This window comes from Sphingobacterium sp. WOUb80, from assembly GCF_050058145.1.
GTDB lineage: Bacteria > Bacteroidota > Bacteroidia > Sphingobacteriales > Sphingobacteriaceae > Sphingobacterium.
This window is the reverse complement of sequence record NZ_CP165617.1, coordinates 4,437,793-4,456,701: the sequence shown is the minus strand read 5'-3', so window position 1 is coordinate 4,456,701 and position 18,909 is coordinate 4,437,793. Positions and strand designations below refer to the sequence as shown.

Here is an 18,909-nt window from a genome sequence, read left to right as displayed (position 1 = left end):
AAACAAAAAGGTGTCCATTGCTGGACACCTTTTCTGTTATAGCGATTTGACTATATTAATTTTTTAAGCAGGGTGTTCCAGCCAGCCAAGTCATTCAATATTTTTTCAAGATCGGCAATGGCCACACGTTCCTGTGCCATCGTATCACGGTGACGGATGGTTACGGTGTTGTCTTCCAGTGAATCGTAATCGACGGTGATACAGATTGGTGTTCCGATTGCATCTTGACGACGGTAACGTTTTCCAATGGCATCTTTTTCGTCATATTGAACGTTGTAATCCAATTTTAACGTATTTAGGATCTCACGTGCTTTTTCTGGTAAACCATCTTTTTTGGTCAATGGTAAAATTGCAGCTTTTACCGGTGCCAATGCTGGTGGAAATTTCAATACAACACGAGAATCTTGTTTTTCTGCTGTAGAAAGATCTTCCGTTACCAGAGAGTTACATAATACAGTCAAGAAAAGTCGGTCCAATCCAATTGAAGTTTCAATTACATATGGAATATAGTTTTGATTGATTTCAGGATCAAAATATTGCATTTTCTTTTTAGAAAATTCCTGATGTTGTTTCAAGTCAAAATCGGTACGCGAGTGGATACCTTCAACTTCTTTGAATCCGAATGGGAAGTTGAATTCAATATCAACTGCAGCATTTGCATAATGCGCTAATTTATCGTGGTCGTGGTAACGGTAGTTGGATGGGTCGAAACCTAATGCCAGATGCCATTTTAAACGCGTTTCTTTCCATTTATTATACCATTCTAATTCCGTACCCGGGCGGCAGAAAAATTGCATTTCCATTTGCTCGAATTCACGCATACGCATGATAAACTGACGTGCAATTACTTCGTTACGGAAAGCTTTACCAATTTGGGCGATACCAAAAGGAATTTTCATACGTCCTGTCTTTTGAACGTTCAGGAAGTTGACGAAAATACCTTGTGCAGTTTCGGGGCGAAGATAAACCTGATCGGCTCCATCGGCCATAGCACCCATCTGAGTGGCAAACATCAAATTAAATTGACGTACTTCAGTCCAGTTTTTGGTACCTGAAACCGGACATACGATATTATGTTCTTCAATGATGGTTTTTAGTCCAGCTAGATCGTCTGCATTCAATGCGGTATTCAAAGCGTCTAATAGTGCAGCAGCTTCAGCTGTCTTGCCATCTGCTTCATAACGTGCAATCTTATCTTCGATCAATTGATCAGCACGGTAACGTTTTTTTGAATCCTTGTTGTCGATCATCGGATCATTGAATCCATCAACGTGACCAGATGCTTTCCATGTCGTAGGGTGCATGAAAATTGCGGCATCAATACCAACAATGTTTTCGTGCAATTGCACCATGGATTTCCACCAATAAGTCTTTAGGTTGTTTTTTAATTCCGAACCTAATTGACCATAATCGTAGACGGCACTTAATCCGTCATATATTTCGCTCGATTGAAATACAAAACCGTATTCCTTCGCGTGTGATACTACACTTTTGAAAAAGTCGTCTGTCTGTTTGCTCATAAGTGGCAAATATAAATATTAGTATTTAGATTTTAAACGCCTAAATCACGGATCTGTTGAGATGCATTTTTGTTATCTACTTTTTTGATGATATGCTGGATAATACCATCTGCATCAATCACAAAAGTAGTACGTGCTGTACCCATATACTTTTTGCCATACATGTTCTTCTCAACCCATACACCATAGGCCTCAACAAGGCTTTTGTCTTCATCTACAAGCAACTGAAAAGGGAGCTCATGTTTACTGATGAATTTTTGGTGCGATGCCTCCCCATCTACACTTACGCCGATGATTTCAAAACCATCTTTTTTCAAAGACTGATAGTTGTCTCTGAAATTGCAGGCCTCCGTGGTGCAGCCTGGTGTATTGTCTTTTGGATAAAAATATAAAATAACTTTTTTCCCTTTAAAATCTGAAAGATGGACTGTTTCACCATTTTGATTTTTTGCACTGAAATCCGGTGCTTGCTGTCCTATTTCTAGTGTTGCCATATTACATTGTATTTAGTCGATTAAGATACGATTAATCTCTTGAACCCCCTGATTTATTGCCAAAAATTAGGGATCTACCTCATAAAAGAAGCTTCGTATGTCTTTATATTTCCTTTGTTGTCTTTCACTTCGAGTTTAAACTCATGTCGGCCACTGCTTAAGTCGGGTTCGAAGTCGTGCCAGATATGTCTCGTTTTGGGGTCGTATTTCATTAATGCCCATTTCCCGTCGATATAGGCATCAAAAGTATCTATTCCCGAGAGATTGTCACTAATGGTAAAGTCGATCGATCGCTGTGCCCCAACATTCTTTCCATCGGTCAGGTTGCGTGCCACAATGTTTGGAGCTATGGTATCCACAGCAACATAAAAGCCACCAAATTCGCGAACATTGGCGACTACCCAGCCATTCTCGTATTTGCCACCCTGTGCCCCACCATCGGAAGAAACAATCAATGCCTTGTCATAAAGATTTTCAGACAGGGTATAGTCCGGTTTAATCATGAGTTTGTAGTATCCGAAGACTGGTGTATAAGCATTGTGAATATAGTGCATCGCCGAGTAGCCTCTTGCCGGTTTTGCTCCTTGCGAATAATTGAAGTAAAGGTCGTCGTACAATATGTTTTTGCCCATATAAACACGGGCATTTTCTGCTTCATATTTGTTCTCATCTGCATAACGAAACATTTTGAGGCCCGTAACACTCGTGCGGCTGAACGAAAGTGAAGGATTATTCTGTACCTTAAAATTCAGTTCGCTCATATTCCCTTGGACATCTTTGACAACATATTTAACGTCATGAATCTCATTGTCCTTCAATTCAATTTTACCAAGGTTGTCTAGGTGTTTATAGATGTTGATGGGATTGTTGGGATCTTTGAAACTTTTTTGAACGCGTATGCCAGACTTTTTTAAGTAGGGATAGTCGACGTACGATTGGATAGCGCGTGTCTGATCGAAAGGAATGGATTCAAACAGGACGGTACTGATGTTTTTGTTGTCCAAAAAGAGCTCAATGGAATAGACCCCATAGGTAAATGAAATACCGCTACGTTTGTCTACGGTGTTGATCCCCAGTCCAAATGTGCCATTAACGGGTATAGGAGCTGTACTCGCTAAGCTGTAAGTGCCATTGCCAACAGATTTGATGGTTTGATGCCTGCGAGGCGTATTTTCATCAAATAATTCGGTGCCTAAGTCATAGACTGTCATGCCGCGGATGATCGGTTTGACACCATCAGGAAAGAGCAAGCCAAACAATTGTGGATTGAGTGGTAGCTGTGCCTTGGTGTCGCGGATTTCAAAATGAAGGTGTGGACCCGCAGAGCCGCCGGTATTACCTGAATTAGCGATAAATTCGCCCTTTTTTACCAAGACCTGATTTGGCTTGAGAAATACGTCCACATCAAAACGTTTCTGTTTGTATTGTTCGTCCTTGATAATTTTGGCTAGATCTGCATTGAAGCTTTCCAAATGCATGTATACAGATGTGTAGCCATTTGGATGATCGATATATACATAATTGCCCCCGCCGCCTATTTGTACCCGAACACGTGATACAAATCCTTCCGCTGCTGCATGCACCGGTATATTGATGCGTTGTTGTGTCCGGTAATCGTCCCCACCATGAAAATGTGTTGCCCGTAATTCACCGAATGACCCTGAGGCTTGCGGAGCAATATCCATCGGACGTACAAAATAGTTCTGCGGATAATTGCGGCTTTTAATAATATCTTGTCCCTGGCTTAAGCCTATCATGCAGGCCAACAGGGCGAATAATGCCGTTGTTTTTTTCATCATGCTATTTCCCTACTACTTGATTTTACAGCTAAACATCTTCTGTTCGCCAATGAAACCTTCTAATAAATCGCCGATAGCTACAGAGCCAACACCCACTGGAGTACCTGTGTAAATCAAGTCCCCTTTGCGGAGAGTAATAAATTTGGAGGTATACACAATCAGATCTTCGTAGGAGAAAATCATATCCTTAGTATTTCCTTGTTGTACCGTTTGTCCATTTTGTTGCAGGGAGAAATCAATCGAATTCACGTCTGCTAGTTCCTCCTTTGGAATCAAGTTGCTGATTACTGCCGAATGGTCAAATGCTTTTGCCAATTCCCAGGGAAGGCTTTTTGCTTTTAGTTCTTGCTGTACATCCCTTGCAGTGAAATCAATTCCCAAACCGACGGCATCGAAGTAAGTTGATGCAAATTTTGGTGTCACATGTTTCCCTTCTTTACAGACCCGGAGGACAACTTCGGTTTCAAACTGAATATTTTTGGAGAATTCGGGATAATAGAAATCTTTGTTATCCTTTAATACCGCAGTATCGGGTTTTAAAAATATAATGGGATTCTCGGGGACTGGATTATTGAGTTCTTTAGCGTGGTCGATGTAATTGCGACCGATTGCAATTATTTTCATGATATAAATTTTTAAGGCGATTGAGCTTTCAGATTTCTTGGCAAGCGCTTTAGCTCGACGTTCATCGCATCTATCTTTTAAGCGGTATTCCTTCTTTTTAGCTTGCTCCAACAAACTTAATAAATGTCCAAAGCTTATCCAAAAATGAAGGAAAACAACAGGTATTTCAGGATAAGATAACGCATTACCAAAGTAATCTTTTATATAGGGTTTACTTAGGGTTAGTTTAGGGTTTAGTTAGGGTTTAGTTAGGGTTTGTTTAGGTAAAAGCTAATGAAACCCTAACTAAAATCTAACTTAATTCTAATTTATAGCTAAACTAATGGAAACATTAATACCTATTATTTGTTAAGGGGTAGAGTAGATTATTGAATTAAAATAAAAAGCTTAAAAAATGGGAATATTAGAAGATGGTCCAAATGGTGGTTTTCGAGGGAAAGTAGGTTCAGTATATGGCTATAATCTCAATGGAAAATGTGTTATACGCGGTGCGCGTAGAAAGAGTACGAAGCCACCAACCCCGGCCCAATTGGCACATCGCGAGAAAATAAAACTGAGTAGCGTTTTTTGCCGATGGATAAAGCCTATTGTTAACTTTGGATATCAATTTGAAGAAACTAAAAACTCAGGGCGAGGGAAATTTCAGCTTGCACAGCAGCGTGTTTTCAAAAATGCGATTGATGTGGATGCTACAAATAAACCATTTATTAATTTGGAAAAAGTGCAGGTGTTTGTTGGGGAGCTTATGTCGCCCGAAGGCGTTCAGGCCCGTTGGGAAGAAGGTCTGCTGAAATTATCCTGGATACCGAATCCAAAATACAAGGATAGCTTGTTTAAGTTAAATTTAGCCTTGGTCAGTCTGGATAGGGAGGTGGATCTCCGGATGGCAATTGCGGATGCAGCGGAGGGGGAATGTGCGGTAAATATCCCGGTCTTTGAACGTGAAAAGTTTGATTATCACGTATACATCGGTTTTTGGGATACCTATCATGGTGCATTTTCAAATTCGGCCTATTGTGGCGTCATTTAATAGGATTTTTCAGCGTACTTGTGTATCTTTAACACTATGAATAAAATACAGGCAGTATTGTTTGATCTGGACGGTACGTTAATTGATTCGGAATATTTCTATTTCAAAAATTGGGCCCCTATATTAAAACAGGAATTTGACTTATTGATCAGTTACGAAGATTGGATTCGTGATTTTGCAGGACATACTTTAGCACATAATGTCAAGCGGCTTACCGAGGACTATGGCTACGACGTGACGGAAGAACATATGTGGAAGCGTACACGTGCAGCTTATGCCGATTCTAACATGAGCGATATTGAATTGATGCCCGGAGCACAAGAAATTTTAGCTTTTTTGAAAGCCCAAGGTATCCGTATCGGACTTGTCACATCGAGTTATCGCAGTACGGTAGACACGGTTTTGGGAAAACATGGGCTCTTGGATTATTTTGAATTTTTTGTTACCCGCGAACGTGTGGAGGTTCCAAAACCCGACCCTGAACCCTATCGTTTGGCTTTGACAATGCTAGATTTGCCAGCTAAATACTGTGTGGCTATCGAGGACACTATTACTGGTAGTAAATCAGCTTTGGGCGCAGGTATGCAGTTGATTGCAGTTACGAAACAGGAAGTGGAACGCGCTAGACTAACAGCTGTTGATAACATTGTGGAAAACTTATCTGAGGCAAAAGCCCTGTTGACGCAGTGGATTTGAGGGTTGTAAAATAATTTAATCGTTTTAGCATTTGTATTTTTATTCGGATATATGTAATATTACCGAATTGTTAAGGGAACTCTGATTATGAACCGTAGAACCGCAATAAAGCAATTTTTCATTATAGCTGGGGGATTGACAATTTTGTCGTCTTGTCTGAATGATGGAGGTGCATCGATTGTATTGAATAAGTTGAAGATCTCGGCGGAAGATGAACAATTTTTGGGCGATCTGGCCAACATCCTGATTCCGAAATCGGATACCCCAGGAGGAAAGGATCTGAACTTGCATCTTTTCGTTATCAAAATGGTAGATGATTGTGAGTCGCCAGAGAATCAGGCTAAATTTGTCGCTGGTTTCAACAAGTTGAGAAAACAGCTGAATTTAGCAAATAGTAAAGAGACGGAGGCCGCATTGGCTGGATTGAAAGACAAAACCGACGAGAAAGCTTTTTTTGATATTTTCAAATCGCGTGCAGTTCAGGGTTATATGAACTCAGAATATGTGATGAAGAATAAGGTGATTTATAAACTTATTCCAGGTCCGTACAATGGTGCGGTAAAAGTAAAGGCATAAATAGCAGATGGCGAATCTAAATATTGACAGTGAAAAAAACAGAACCTACGACGCGATCGTGATCGGTTCGGGAATTAGTGGCGGTTGGTCCGCAAAAGAGTTGTGCGAGAAGGGTTTGAAAACATTGGTTTTGGAACGTGGACGTGATGTACAGCATATTAAGGATTACCCAACCACCAATATGATGCCTTGGGAGTTTGAACATCGGAACGAAATGCCTTTCAAAGTGAAGGAGGAAAATCCGATTGTCAGCAAATGTTATGCATTTCACGAAGATGCAGCGCATTTTTTTGTGAAGGATAAGGAGCACCCTTATATTCAGGAAAAACCCTTCGACTGGATCAGAGGATATCAGGTTGGCGGTAAGTCGCTGTTGTGGGCGAGACAGACGCAACGTTGGTCTGACTTTGATTTCGAAGGGCCAGCGAGAGATGGTTTTGCCGTAGATTGGCCGATACGTTATGCTGATTTGGCGCCTTGGTATGCTTATGTCGAAAAATTTGCCGGTATTGCTGGAAACCATGATGGACTTCCTGAATTGCCTGACGGCGAGTTTCTGCCAGGGTACCCCTTAAATATTGTCGAGAAATATTTTAAAGAAAGCGTCCAGAAGAAATTTCCGGAGCGTAAAGTTATTTCCGCACGCTGTGCACACTTATCCAAACCAAATCAGATTCATATCGAACAGGGGCGTGTGCAATGCCAGAATCGCGTACTTTGTCAGAGAGGATGTCCTTTTGGTGGATATTTCAGCTCCAATGCAACGACAATCCCTTGGGCTGCCAAGACTGGAAATATGACCTTACGCCCATTTTCGGTTGTTCATTCGATCTTGTATGATGAACAAAAAGGGAAAGCAGTCGGTGTACGTGTGATTGACACCAATACAAAAGAGGAAATTGATTTTTATGCCAAGCTGATTTTTGTCAATGCGGCGGCAATCAATACCAATTTGATTTTATTGAATTCTAAATCCAACCGTTTTCCAAATGGTTTGGGCAATGATAGCGGCGTATTAGGGAAATATGTAGCCTTCCATAACTATAGTGCGCGTATCTATGCCGAGTATGAAGGATTGTTGGATTTTACGGCCGAAGGACGGAATCCAGCAGGAGGAGGGTATATTCCACGCTTCAGAAACTTGCATAAGCAGGAAACGGACTTTTTAAGGGGCTATGCTGCCGGTTTCGGTGCCTCGCGTAGTAAAGAGTCTGATCGTTCGGGTTTAGGGTTAGATCTGAAAAACAATTTGTTGAATCCTAAATTGGGCGTTTGGCAAGTTGGATCTCACATGATGGGTGAAACTATACCAAAAGAATCAGGTATGGTTTCATTGGATAGCAGTAAAAAAGATGACTGGGGGATTCCTTTGTTAAAAATCGCTGTCGATTATGATGAGAACGATGAAAAAATGAAAAAAGATTACATTGCCGTTATGACGGAAATGTTTACCGATGCTGGTTTTACCAATATTCGTCCAGATACACACTGGCAGGCTCCAGGCCTGGATATTCATGAAATGGGCGGCGCACGTATGGGGCACGATCCAAAGACTTCGGTATTGAATAAATGGAACCAGATGCATGCGGTGAAAAACGTTTTTGTCACAGATGGGGCAAGTATGACCTCCACATCAACACAAAACCCTTCATTGACCTATATGGCATTTTCGGCACGATCTGTCGATTATGCGATTAGCGAAATGAAGAAAGGAAATATCTAAAGATACTGGGGACAGGTTTTGAAAATAAATCTTTCCCCAGTAAAATTAAAAGTGCTATCTTTCCAACTTAATAGCACGTTAAAACCAAGAAATAATAACCAAAAGGGAAAACAATAACGAATAAACAATTAAAGAACCAATAAGTAATAAAAAAGACAATTAAAAAACCAAAATAGGGAAACCAAAATAGGGAAACCAAAAAATTTTACAAAAAAAGCAAAAGCGATTTAGCTTATTTAATTATAGATTCTATGAGACAATAATCCCCTAGACATTTATTTTCTCTTTTATGTTAAGTAAAAGAGAGGGGAATAGAATAGACAATTTTATAAGAAAACGGATCGGTTTTAAAAACATCAATTAAGGGAAACTAAATTAAACTAGACGTTCTAAGCATCTTTTTGCTAAAACGTTTTTATAAACCAAATCACTATTAATATGAGCAAAGTTGACGTAAAATCATTTGCGCAGCTTGGGAAAAAATCAAAGTTATTTTTCTCATTAGCTGTCATTGCTGGTACTTTCCAACAAGTCAATGCCGCGGCCGGAACTTCAGTCAATTACGAAGCCAAATCTTTCGTAAAAGAAGTAAGCCGCTTGCAGCAACAAGTTAAAGGAAAAGTATTGGATGCTGCTGGAAAACCAATTTCAGGAGTTAACATCGCTGTGAAAGGAACTTCAAAGGGCACACAATCCGATGCCTTGGGTAATTTCACGTTGGATGCTAAATCGGGGGATGTATTGGTGGTTTCTTCCATTGGTTACAAAGCCAAAGAAGTCACTGTTTCCGGTGCAACTGTTTCTGTACAATTGGACGATGATCAAAGCCAATTGGACGAAGTTGTCGTTGTTGGTTACGGTACGATGCGTAAATCGGATGTAACAGGTTCTATTGCGATGGTCAAAGGAGCCGACATGATCAAAGATCAGAACTTTAGCCCTTTGGACAATTTGAGAGGGAAAGCATCCGGGGTGAACATCTTTTCGAACTCGAGCCAACCTGGTGCTTATGCTAACCGTGTCGTTATTCGTGGTGTGGCCACGATCAATTCGTCGTCCAATCCACTGTATGTCGTGGATGGGGTCGTTATGGAAGACTTTCAGTTGTTGAATCCGAATGATATCGAAAATATCGAGGTACTGAAAGATGCCTCTTCGGCAGCAATCTACGGTGCGCGTGGTGCAAACGGGGTTATCTTGGTAACGACAAAACGCGGAAATAAAGATGGATCCAAAACAATTAGTTATCAAGGATCTGCGGGAGTGAGCTCGGTTCAACGCTACATGGATGTATTGAATGCGCAGGAATGGGTAGATGCCTTTATGATCGGTTTACAAAATGAAAATAAGTATCAAGGGAAATCTTGGTCCTTGGATAAAAAGACATGGTTTAATGATTCCAATTATTTCGATGCCAATGGTAACCCGCTTTATAACACAGATTGGCAGCGTGAAGCAACACGTACAGCTATTTCGCATAATCATCAGTTGAATGTTCAACAAGGCGATGACAAATCGTCTGTGGGTGCATTTTTGAATTATACCGATCAGCAAGGCGTCGTTAATAATACCTGGAATAAGCGTGTCAATGGAAAGCTAGCTTATGACGCTAAACCAACATCATGGCTTTCTACAGCTATTAATTTGACTGTAAACCATACTTGGGGGCGTTATACGCCAGAAGATGGTGGTGGACAGGAAGCACGCCGTACCATGATCGAAATGATTCCTTGGTATCCAGTCTACGAAAAGGACGGTACCTACACCAATTCCTCTTCTTCCAAAGTAGCAGAAACATTGGGTTTTGAGGGGATGTCTAATCCGGTCGCTATTTTGGACAAGCAAAAACGCATGCGTTATAATACCCAGATTTTTGGAAATGCTGCCTTGACCTTCCACTTGGCAGAAGGTTTGGACTTGAAAACCCAGTTGGGTATTGATAATCATCAGAAGACATACCGAGGCTATTCTTCCATAACATTGAATAATATTTCACGACCAAATGGATGGGCGGAAATTAATCATCGCAATACGCTTTACTGGCAAGAAGAAACATACCTGACTTATAACAAAAAAATCGACAAGCATCGGATCAATGCGATGGCAGGTCTTTCATGGCAGGCACGAACCAATGATTATGATGGAAGCCGTACGACAGGATTTTCCGACGATTTCTTTGAATACAATAATATGGGAGCGGGAACAATCCCTGATCCACCGTATTCAGCGTATGACAAATGGGCGATGAACTCCTATTTCTTACGCGCCAACTATTCTTATGATGACCGTTATTCGGTGGTATTTACAAGCCGTTATGATGGTGCTTCCAAATTTGGTTTGGATAAGAAGTACGCCTTCTTCCCATCTGCCGGTTTAGCATGGAACGTGAGTAATGAAGATTTCTTGAAAGGGAACGAAAAGATCAGTAATCTGAAATTACATACAAGTTACGGTCTAACAGGTAACTCGGAGATTGACCCGTATAGCTCATTGGCGAATGTTGAGACGGGAACAACACTATTAAACGGGCAACGCGCTTCTTGGTCTTATGTAGCATCTATTGCAAACCCGGATCTAAAATGGGAGAAAACTGCCCAATATGACGTCGGAGTTGAATTAGGCTTGTTTCAGAATCGATTGAATTTTGATGTCTCTTATTACCATAAAAAGACCAATGATCTCCTATTGGAAGCACCATTACCAACCTCTTCTGGTTTTAGTTCCGTCTATAAAAATATTGGATCTGTAAAGAACCAAGGTCTAGACTTGATGATCAATGGAACGATCTTCAATCACGAGGATTTTAGCTGGAAAGCTTCCTTAAATGCCAACTATAACCAGAATAAAGTCGTAAAACTAGGTGAGAATAACGAAGATATCCTGATGAATAGCTGGGTTGGGGGTGCCAATAGTATTGTTCGTGTAGGCGAGAATCTAAATAGTTTCTACGGTTACCGTCGATTGGGTGTCTACACGCAAGCTGACGTGGATGCTGGAAATGCTACAGTGAACCAAATTGGACGAGCGAAGAGAACGGCAGAAAAGGAGGTCATTGGAAAAGGATTGCCAGATTGGACCGGTAGTTTTATCAACAATTTGCGCTACAAGAACTTTGATTTTACGTTGGATCTGCAGTTTGTAAAAGGTGTAGATGTGATGCAGCAGTTCTTCCATTCAACCTACGACCGCTTTGGTATTACGAATGGTTTGAAAAATATCCTGACAGACGCGTACAATGGGTCTAATCCAAATACCATGCAACAGGCCATTTATCTAACGAATGGTGGACATGCTGGACAAGATACAAACGTAGATGATGCTTGGGTGGCTGATGGATCTTACCTTCGTGTTAATTTGATCCAGTTGGGGTATACCTTTAATCCTGATGTGTTGAAACGTGTCGGTATGTCTAGATTACGTGTTTATGCATCAGCAAATAATCCATTCTTATTTACATCGAAAGAATTCTTGGGTTATGATCCTGAAAGTACCTCTCAGGGAGAGAATAAATTTGGTCAGAATATGACTTTTTTCTCTTATCCAAGAGCAAAAACCTTTTCTGTTGGTGTGAATGTTACCTTTTAACTCTTAGAACTTAGTAAAATGAAGAATAAATTATGTATGTTGTTATTGGCCGGGCTGGCATTAACAACTTCTTGTAATAAATTTTTGGAGGAGGATCCCAAGTCAGGAATTATTTTGGCGAGTTTCTATAAAACAGAGTCTCAGGCACGGGAAAATGTTAATTATTTGTACCGTAATGGAGCTCCTCAGCGCTACTCCTATGCCTCAAGTGCTTATCTAGGCCCTACAGCCTCTATCAATTCGATGCTGACCGGCTATTTTACAAGCAGCTATGAAGGACAGGAGCGGATCTGTTTATTTGCCAGAGAATTGACCCGTCAAAGCAATACGAGCATCATCTCCAATACAATGAATACCATTTGGGATGAGGGTTATAAAGCAATCAACACATCCAACGCTGCTATTCAATATATTCCCCAAATCACGATGCCAGATGGGGTAAAGAATACGTTAGTTGCTGAGGCAAAGTTCTTTCGGGCATTTAATTACTTCTATTTGGTAAAGACTTTTGGCGCTATTCCTTTTTATACTAACGCAAATGAATCATTAAAAGATGATCTTTATCTAGAACGTACAGATGCGGGAAAAGTATATGAATTAATAGAATCTGATTTGAAGTCTGCGGTGGAAGTTCTTCCTGCTGCAACGTTTGCGGCAAATGGACACCGGATAACCAAATATGCAGCGGCCATGACCTTGGCCAACGTTTACTTGCAACAGGGTAAGTATGCTGACGCTGCGGCAGCGGCAAAACTTGTCATCGGCTCAGGTCATAGTATGACCACAAACACCAATTTGGCGATGAATAGTGCCTATAATAAATTACGTACGACGGATGATCTGGATGAAGTAATTTATGCACAGGAGTATAATGCGACTATCCGCGATGGTAGCTGGTGGCCGACTTATGCTTTCAATTCGTCAGCCGTATCGTTATTTACATCCTATTCGATCTTTGAAAGAATCTATGGACCAACCAAGCAATTTTTGAATGTCTACGAGAGCAAGGATCTCCGTATCCAGCCGAATCAATTCTATCATTGGAAGTATACAAATCCAAAAAATGGAAAAGTATGGGAATCAACGGATGCGGGAATATGGTATTTTGTGGATGAAGAAGCACTGTTGACAACAGGTAAAGCAACGAAAGATTGGAACTTCTACCGTTATCCTGAAGCATTGCTTATTGCTGCAGAAGGAATCGTTAAAACATCTGGCGTGAGTGCCGAGGCTGCAGGCTATTTAGCTCAGGTAAAAGCACGTGCCAATACAGAGGGAAAATCAGTGGCTGATTTCACAGCAGAACTGCAAGTATTATCAGCAGATAATTTCGTGAAAGAATGCTGGAAAGAACGTCTACGTGAATTTCCATTGGAATTTAAAATGTGGGACGATATTGTTAGAACTAAAATGTTTCCTGTAATCTCCACAACAGAAGCTGGTAAAGTGGATTTTGTGCCATTGATTGGAGCGAAAAATGCTTCTGGGGCTACATTCAAAGAAACAGATTTACTGTGGCCAATTTCTCCTGATGAAATTCAACGCAATAAAAAATTGACCCAGAACCCAGGGTATCAATAGTCTTTACAATCTGATTTTAAGATGGCCATCAACCGATGGCCATTTTTTGTACAAACAACGTCTGTCGAAATGGATTCAAACGACCATAAATAGTCAAATGATTGCCGTAAGTAACATATACGGTGATTGTATTTAAAATTTTAAAAAATACTTTCTCCTTTAAAATTAAAACCCTATCTTGAATCTACAATCAAACACTTAAACTAAAAACAATAACCAAAAAGAGAAAAATCAACAAAACATATAATTTAGATAAAATCACATTCGCTTTTTTTTCTTCAAATAGCAAAACCGCTTTTGCTTTGTTTTTACACTGATTATATGCTTAGTTGTTCCAGCTGAGGTGTATTTTTTTACACTTTTTTAAAATAAATAATTAATAATCCGCCGGGTTTAATCTATTAAGATAGAGATAAGCCTGTGAATTCGTATTAGTTATTGAAGATGATACTAATTAAACATGATCGTTTTAGAGTTTGAAAGCTAAAACGTTTTATAAACCAAAATCACTAGTTATATGAGCAGAATCGATTTAGAATCATTTGCCCGCCTAACGAAAAATACAAAGTTATTTTTTTCGTTGGCGATTATCGCTGGAACGATACATCAGGCAAATGCACATGTCATCGCTAAGGGGGAAGACCCGAAGACGACCGCTATCCATCAGGTCGCTAAGTTTCAAAATTTAATTAAAGGAAAGGTACAGGATGCAAAGACGGGAGCTGGAATTTCCGGTGTTTCGGTTACTGTAAAGGGTTCCGCAAAAGGTACAACATCGGATGGACAGGGTAATTTTGCCCTGCAGGCTAAGGTGGGGGATGTCTTGGTTGTGTCGTCCATCGGTTATCGAACAAATGAAGTCAAAGTAACCGGTAATACACCGATTGATATTAAACTCTCAGCGACAGAAGATCAATTGGATGAGGTGATTGTCGTCGGTTATGGTACACAAAAGAAAAGCGAAGTCACCTCAGCAGTGGCCTCAGTCAAAGAAAAGGATTTCAATCAAGGTGGTATGCGCAATCCCATGGACCTGGTACAGGGTAAAGTGGCAGGTCTAAACGTCACAAGAACGCAAGGAAGTAATCCTAATTCGGGAACCAGTATCCAGCTTCGTGGAATGGCTTCTATAAAAGGTGGAAATGTACCTTTGGTTGTTATTGATGGTATCCCAGGTGGGAATCTTGATTTGGTAAAACAAGGAGATATCGAATCTATTGATGTATTAAAGGATGGATCGGCAGCCGCTATTTATGGTACACGTGGTAATGGCGGGGTTATTTTAGTAACAACAAAGAAGGGTAAATCGGGCGAACCTCGATTCGAATATTATACCTATGGACAACACGAGTCGGTTGCTCGCAGACCGCCGATGCTCAGTGCCCAACAATTCCGCGACTATGTCATCAAAGGACAGAATAAACCCGATCTTGACCTCGGTGCTTCAACAGATCTCTATGATGAATTGATTAATAAAAAGAACTTTTCTAATTTCCATAATTTTGTTGCAAGTGGCGGTGGTGATAAATCAAATTATCGGGCATCAATTAACTATGAGAATGCGGAGGGAATTGCCAAATCCAATGGTAGGCAACAGTTTGGTGGCCGCATCAATTTTTCACAGACCGGATTAAAGGACCGGCTGACTTTTACGGGAAATATTGCGGCAAATTTTAATAAAGCGAATTTGCTTGGTGGGAAAAAAGATGATAATAGTGAAAGTGTACCCGATTTCGAACAAGCCGTACAACGTAATCCAACAGCTCCACTATATAATCCAGATGGCAGCTTTTACCAGACACAAGGCTATAACAACTTTAATCCTCTTGATAGATTGGCACATCGGGTGGATGATCGAAATCAGCAGACGTTTTCAGGAGATGCAAGGCTGAAGTTAAAAATCATCGATCCGCTCAGTATTTCTGCCTTTGGATCCTATGTTCGAGATAACTGGAACGATCGACAATTCCGCTCTAGTTTGGACTGGGATCAACGCCAAGACTCGGAATATCAGGGAATGGGCTATGCTTGGAAGAGAAACGAATTAAACTGGTCCAAAACATTTGAGTCAACAATTGATTATAATCAAACGTTCAATGAAAAACATACTGTTACAGGACTTTTGGGTTACAGTTTTCAATATACTGGATATGAGCGTTTTGAAATGGCGAATAATGGATTTACGACCAATGCAACACAGGATTGGGATATGGGGTCCGGGACAGCTTTGAAAAATGATAAACTTCCGCGGCCAACAATGGGATCATTCAAGGAAGACAATAGGCTGATCGCATTCTTTGGACGTGTAAATTATAATTATGCAGACAAATACTTTGTGAGTGCTATTTTGAGACGGGAGGGATCCTCACGTTTTGGTAAGAATCATAAATGGGGGAATTTTCCGGCGATCTCTGCCGGCTGGACAGTAACTAATGAGGACTTTTTTACCAATAAAGATGTTGTTAATAATTTGAAATTACGTTTGGGTTACGGTGTTACAGGTAACCAAGGATTTCCTAACTACAAATCACTCTACTTATTGGGAGGCGGAGGAGCTTATCCTATATTTGGATCCTATTATGAGACTTATGGACCTAACTCTAACTACAACCCTGATCTACGATGGGAGCAGAAAGCTGAGATCAATTTTGGGGTAGACTTTGGCTTATGGAACAATCGCTTAACGGGATCCATTGATCTGTACAACCGAAAAACCAAAGATTTATTGTACGAATACCAGGCTCAGCAACCTTCTTATACACAATCTAAGATTTGGTATAATGTAGGTGAGGTGTCTAACAAAGGTGTGGAGCTTCAATTAACAGGAGTTGCTATTCATAAGAATGACTTCAAGTGGACGATCGATTTTACTGGAAATTATCAAAAGAACAAATTGGTGAAGATGTCTAGTGATGTTTTTAAAAGCGATTACCTTGAATATGGGGGGTTACCTTCCCCTGGAAACCTTGGTAACGCGATCCGATTGGAAGAAGGTGGGGAAATAGGCTCTTTTTATGGGAAACGTTTTGCTGGATTTACAGATGATGGCAAATGGCTGTTTTATAAAGCTGATGGAACAAAAGGAACAGCTGCGGACATGACCAACGATGACCTATCCTATATCGGAAATGGTGTGCCTAAATTTCAGGCTTCGCTGGGAAATAGATTCGCCTATAAAGGATTTGACCTAACCGTATTTTTCCGTGGAAAATTCAAATATGATATTCTCAATACTGCTGATATGTTTTTCGGTAATCAAAAATGGCTTCCCAATAATGTGTTTGAAAGTGCTTTTACCAAACATGCCAATATCAAGGATGATCCGCAGTATTCAGACTACTATTTAGAAAACGGAAGCTTTGTAAAGCTGGATAATATTACCCTTGGCTATAATTTCAAATTGAAGACTGATTATATCAGAAACCTTTATGTGTACGTAACGGGAAGGAATATTGCGACGATCACGAAGTATTCGGGATTGGATCCGGAATTGAAAGATACGGGATTTGATGCGGGTATTGATAGCCGTGGATTTTATCCGAGGACAAGATCATGGACAATTGGTTTAAATGTTGGATTTTAATGGAGAATCAGAGATGAAAAAGATAAATCGTTATATGTTTCCTGTCTTAGTGACAGTAGGTTGTGCCGGAATATTTCAATCGTGTACAAAATTGGATGAAAATGTTTACAGCTCAATTCCTAAAGATGATTTTTATAAAGATAAAAGGGAGGTCATGCAAGCTGCAATGCGACCTTTCACCCATATGCAATCTTGGCTGGCACCAACAGGTGGGAGTGGTTACTATTATCATTCCGAACTAAGTGCGGATCAGGTTGCCTGGCCGCAGAAGGGGAGGCATGGTTATGATAGTGGCGATCATATCCGACAGCATTATCATACTTGGACAAGTACTGAAAGTCGAACACGGAGTGCTTGGGAAGGAATGTGGACAGGTTTGGGCTTTGTGAATAATGCAATTCATGATATTGAAGCGACAGATATCGCAAAAGTTGGGATGACGCAAGAGGAAAAGGATACTGTACTCACTCAATTGAAAGTTATGCGCGCATTTCACTATATCAAGATTATGGACTTGTGGGGAAATGTTCCCATTTCTACCGAGATTGTTGATAAACCATTAAATCCGGAAACTAAGCCGCGAACTGAAGTCTTTGCATTTATTCAATCCGAGTTAGAACAGTATGTCCCTAAACTGCCTAAAACTTCGAATAGTAATGTAGGGGAAGTGTCTATGGCAGCGGGTTACGCGATGCTGGCGGAACTTTATTTAAATGCTGAAAAATGGGGAGGCAAACAAATGTATGATCAGTGTATTCAGGTCTGTGATAAAATTATTTCTGGCCAGGCAGGTGGAGTAGGTGGGACACCAGCGTTGTCCAATGATCTTATAGCGCTTTATAGTAACAATAATAGCGCAAACCCGGAATCTCTTTTTCAATTCCAATATAGTCGTAAAGCTGGATTGACATTTGATTGGGGCGGTTTTTATATGGGCTATGACTATATGAAGGAAGTACTCAAAGTCGGTTATGGTGGGTGGAATGCTTTTGTGGTTATCCCTACGGCTTTTGATGCTTATGCTGAAAATGACCTGCGGAAGAAAGAATGGTTTTTATTTGGACCACAATATCGATATGGTACCACCACACCTGTTTTGGGAACAGAAGAATACAATGGAAAGCCTTTGGTATTTGTGAATTCGATCCGAAGAGAAAGCGAAGGTGATAAGACTTCGGAAGGTGGTATGACGAAAGGAGAAGAAAATTCGGGGGCACGTTTTAATAAATATAAATCAGGTACTTTGGATGATGCTAATTACTGGGAGAATGATTATATTATTTATCGTCTCACAGAGATTTACTTTGATAAGGCAGAAGCGCTGATGCGCAAAAATGGGGGAACTGCAACACAGGAAGCCGTTGACCTGATTAATGCTTCTCGTAAGAGAGCATTTAAGGACGCCGATTGGGGGGCAAGTAAATATACAACATCATCGCTTACAATGAATGAGTTGTTGGCTGAACGCGGACGTGAGTTTATTTTTGAAGGAAAAAGGAGGACAGATCTCATTCGTTTTGGAAAATATACCTCTTCTGCTTGGTGGGATCACAAACCCTCGAGTGACGTAAACAGAGAGTTATATCCTGTTCCCTCAAATCAATTGTCAATCAATCCCAATTTAAAACAAAACCCTGGTTATTAATGTTCAGGAATAGTAGATGCCGCATAGGTATCTACTATTCTTTTACCTAAAAC

General features: G+C 40.4%; 12 protein-coding genes. 8 read left to right on the top strand and 4 right to left on the bottom strand.

Annotation, left to right across the window (positions count from 1 at the left end; translation table 11 throughout):
• Nucleotides 1-50: 50 nt before the first annotated feature.
• The 4 genes from AB1Z56_RS18545 to AB1Z56_RS18530 all read right to left on the bottom strand — a co-directional run bounded on the left by AB1Z56_RS18545 (nucleotide 51) and on the right by AB1Z56_RS18530 (nucleotide 4,437).
• The gene (locus AB1Z56_RS18545; protein ID WP_075994392.1) at nucleotides 51-1,520 is read right to left on the bottom strand and encodes a glycine--tRNA ligase; all 1,470 of its coding nucleotides are present in this window, start codon (nucleotides 1,518-1,520) and stop codon (nucleotides 51-53) included.
• 32 nt (nucleotides 1,521-1,552) lie between these two features.
• Entirely contained in the window at nucleotides 1,553-2,014 is a 462-nt protein-coding gene (gene bcp / locus AB1Z56_RS18540) for a thioredoxin-dependent thiol peroxidase (RefSeq protein WP_426789848.1), read from the bottom strand.
• A gap of 74 nt (nucleotides 2,015-2,088) precedes the next feature.
• A complete protein-coding gene (locus tag AB1Z56_RS18535; RefSeq protein ID WP_426789847.1) occupies nucleotides 2,089-3,813 on the bottom strand; it encodes a M23 family metallopeptidase in 1,725 nt (574 codons plus the stop codon).
• A gap of 12 nt (nucleotides 3,814-3,825) precedes the next feature.
• Entirely contained in the window at nucleotides 3,826-4,437 is a 612-nt protein-coding gene (locus tag AB1Z56_RS18530) for a fumarylacetoacetate hydrolase family protein (protein ID WP_201667120.1), read from the bottom strand.
• A 394-nt stretch (nucleotides 4,438-4,831) separates the two neighbouring features.
• Here AB1Z56_RS18530 and AB1Z56_RS18525 point away from each other — a divergent pair, with 394 nt between their 5' ends.
• From AB1Z56_RS18525 to AB1Z56_RS18490, 8 genes are all read left to right on the top strand, one after another.
• On the top strand, nucleotides 4,832-5,467 hold the full coding sequence (locus AB1Z56_RS18525; RefSeq protein WP_426789846.1) for a DUF6266 family protein: 636 nt from the start codon (nucleotides 4,832-4,834) through the stop codon (nucleotides 5,465-5,467).
• Between the two features lie 36 nt (nucleotides 5,468-5,503).
• Nucleotides 5,504-6,163 carry an HAD family hydrolase gene (locus tag AB1Z56_RS18520; RefSeq protein WP_313267520.1) on the top strand — a complete coding sequence of 220 codons (660 nt, stop codon included), beginning with the start codon at nucleotides 5,504-5,506 and terminating at the stop codon, nucleotides 6,161-6,163.
• Between the two features lie 87 nt (nucleotides 6,164-6,250).
• Nucleotides 6,251-6,739, top strand: a complete 489-nt coding sequence (locus tag AB1Z56_RS18515) for a gluconate 2-dehydrogenase subunit 3 family protein (RefSeq protein ID WP_309365729.1) — start codon at nucleotides 6,251-6,253, stop codon at nucleotides 6,737-6,739.
• A 7-nt stretch (nucleotides 6,740-6,746) separates the two neighbouring features.
• The gene (locus AB1Z56_RS18510; RefSeq protein ID WP_309365731.1) at nucleotides 6,747-8,462 is read left to right on the top strand and encodes a GMC family oxidoreductase; all 1,716 of its coding nucleotides are present in this window, start codon (nucleotides 6,747-6,749) and stop codon (nucleotides 8,460-8,462) included.
• Nucleotides 8,463-8,900: 438 nt separating this feature from the next.
• Nucleotides 8,901-12,047, top strand: a complete 3,147-nt coding sequence (locus AB1Z56_RS18505; protein WP_313267514.1) for a SusC/RagA family TonB-linked outer membrane protein — start codon at nucleotides 8,901-8,903, stop codon at nucleotides 12,045-12,047.
• A gap of 18 nt (nucleotides 12,048-12,065) precedes the next feature.
• Nucleotides 12,066-13,628 (top strand): RagB/SusD family nutrient uptake outer membrane protein, encoded by a 1,563-nt coding sequence (locus AB1Z56_RS18500; protein WP_309365733.1) that lies wholly within the window; start codon nucleotides 12,066-12,068, stop codon nucleotides 13,626-13,628.
• A gap of 517 nt (nucleotides 13,629-14,145) precedes the next feature.
• A complete protein-coding gene (locus AB1Z56_RS18495; RefSeq protein ID WP_313267510.1) occupies nucleotides 14,146-17,211 on the top strand; it encodes a SusC/RagA family TonB-linked outer membrane protein in 3,066 nt (1,021 codons plus the stop codon).
• A gap of 13 nt (nucleotides 17,212-17,224) precedes the next feature.
• Nucleotides 17,225-18,856, top strand: a complete 1,632-nt coding sequence (locus AB1Z56_RS18490) for a RagB/SusD family nutrient uptake outer membrane protein (protein WP_309365735.1) — start codon at nucleotides 17,225-17,227, stop codon at nucleotides 18,854-18,856.
• Nucleotides 18,857-18,909 lie beyond the last annotated feature (53 nt).

Excerpts from the sequence above, each read along its gene's own strand:
- AB1Z56_RS18490 (WP_309365735.1), top strand. The coding sequence starts at position 17,225 with ATGAAAAAGATAAATCGTTATATGTTTCCTGTCTTAGTGACAGTAGGT.
- bcp (WP_426789848.1), bottom strand. The coding sequence starts at position 2,014 with ATGGCAACACTAGAAATAGGACAGCAAGCACCGGATTTCAGTGCAAAA.
- AB1Z56_RS18505 (WP_313267514.1), top strand. The coding sequence starts at position 8,901 with ATGAGCAAAGTTGACGTAAAATCATTTGCGCAGCTTGGGAAAAAATCA.
- AB1Z56_RS18510 (WP_309365731.1), top strand. The coding sequence starts at position 6,747 with ATGGCGAATCTAAATATTGACAGTGAAAAAAACAGAACCTACGACGCG.
- AB1Z56_RS18520 (WP_313267520.1), top strand. The coding sequence starts at position 5,504 with ATGAATAAAATACAGGCAGTATTGTTTGATCTGGACGGTACGTTAATT.
- AB1Z56_RS18525 (WP_426789846.1), top strand. The coding sequence starts at position 4,832 with ATGGGAATATTAGAAGATGGTCCAAATGGTGGTTTTCGAGGGAAAGTA.
- AB1Z56_RS18530 (WP_201667120.1), bottom strand. The coding sequence starts at position 4,437 with ATGAAAATAATTGCAATCGGTCGCAATTACATCGACCACGCTAAAGAA.
- AB1Z56_RS18535 (WP_426789847.1), bottom strand. The coding sequence starts at position 3,813 with ATGATGAAAAAAACAACGGCATTATTCGCCCTGTTGGCCTGCATGATA.
- AB1Z56_RS18495 (WP_313267510.1), top strand. The coding sequence starts at position 14,146 with ATGAGCAGAATCGATTTAGAATCATTTGCCCGCCTAACGAAAAATACA.
- AB1Z56_RS18545 (WP_075994392.1), bottom strand. The coding sequence starts at position 1,520 with ATGAGCAAACAGACAGACGACTTTTTCAAAAGTGTAGTATCACACGCG.
- AB1Z56_RS18515 (WP_309365729.1), top strand. The coding sequence starts at position 6,251 with ATGAACCGTAGAACCGCAATAAAGCAATTTTTCATTATAGCTGGGGGA.
- AB1Z56_RS18500 (WP_309365733.1), top strand. The coding sequence starts at position 12,066 with ATGAAGAATAAATTATGTATGTTGTTATTGGCCGGGCTGGCATTAACA.